Below are 1,527 nucleotides of genomic sequence, written 5' to 3'. Positions count from 1 at the left end.
GATCATAATTAACCTCTATTCCTTCGATAATCAAACCAAAATCATCAGCTACCCAGACTGTGCGTCTGCCATTGTCCGTAGTAGTTAAAAATTCATGTTTAAACTCTTCTGAGTCATGGCGGCCAGCATAGTTATGAATGACCTCAATGCTTTTTTCGTTATTGATTTGATGATCGGTGATTGTTTTTGGCAACATCAATCTTGTTTGATTTAATTCAGAAATGTGTTCGTATTGTTGGGCAACAACGTTGCTTGCGTAAAACTTATGTCGACATTCAGATTCTTTATTGTGAGCCATAAAATGCCATTCATCAGTTTTGAACTCACTGACGAATTCCCCCATGCTTCTTCCAGCAGTTTTAATCATCGACGGTTGTTCACTGTCACTGTCACTGTCACTGTCACTGTCACCCTCAATGCTGATGTTAGAATTCTCCTTGATAAAGGAATACTGTTCCTTGTATTTCACTTTTAAGGCTTTCAGTCTTTCACTTATTTTCCTGTCCATAACATCTTCTGGATTAATGGCTGTTTCATCACTACTTTCCGTGGTGACTTGGACTTCTTGCCCAAATCTAGCAACTTCGAATTTTTCTCCAGTCTGAGTCGTTTTCCGGTCTGTAATGTATGATTGCGTTTCCGGAGGTTGATCGGTACGTGGAATAAACGTTGAAATCTCCGAGCTTAAGGTACATACATTACTGGTTGTTGTCGTGCCGGTATAGGAGACAGGCTCGCTGCTCTGTGTTTGTTGTGTGTCTTGAGGTGTTGCGCTGGTCGAAGCTCTCGAAGTAAATACGGCGCTGATTGGTGCTGTTAATTCGTTCATAGAAGTATCTCTCTTAACGTGAATTCGACGTAAAAAAGACAAGGAGCCTCCGGACTGCTTAGCTATCATTCAGATACCAAACCATAGACAGCTAACCGAGGCCCCATGTCTATGACCAGTATATTCTGTGATATCGATGATTTCTGCCTGATTTTGAACCAGAATTGCATAAACGACTTATCTGTAATGCTAATAAGCCTCCAGTTATATCAAAATTGTCGCTCAGTGAAATAATGACCATCATCATTCATTTCCACCAGAGTGCATTTCGGGATTTTAAGCATTATTATCTGAACCTCATCGTTAAATATAAGTCTGACTGCTTCCCGAACCTGGTTTCTTACAATCGTTTTGTAGAACTGATGAAACAGGCCTTGATTCCATTGACTGTATATCTCAAGACCCAATGTATGGGGCAGCCCACTGGCTTATCATTCATATCAGAGAAATTAGTTGCTTGGTTAAAAGAAAAAGGTCTGAAAAAACCGGGGTCATAAAACCGGGGTCAAAAACCGGGGTCACAAAAACCGGGGTCACACAAAAACCGGGGTCAGGTCTTTCATTGTGCAAATATCTTGTTTATCACTATAAACGACAAGTGTTATGCAAAATGAAAGACCTGACTGATTTCCCGGGTCCTCCCTAGGAATTGTCTAAAAATAACTTTCCCATTTCACTCTAATTCTGGAACTATGGTG

General features: G+C 40.6%; 1 protein-coding gene. It reads right to left on the bottom strand.

From position 1 onward, the window contains the following. The coding region (locus KDK14_RS07315; protein ID WP_257264398.1) for a hypothetical protein at positions 1-829 on the bottom strand (829 nt) is incomplete at its 3' end. Positions 830-1,527: the final 698 nt, after the last annotated feature.

Origin of the sequence: Endozoicomonas sp. ONNA2, assembly GCF_024606365.1 — a bacterium.
Classification (GTDB): Bacteria; Pseudomonadota; Gammaproteobacteria; order Pseudomonadales; family Endozoicomonadaceae; genus Endozoicomonas.
Note: the sequence above shows the minus strand (reverse complement) of the source record. Positions and strands in the feature narration are given on the sequence as shown.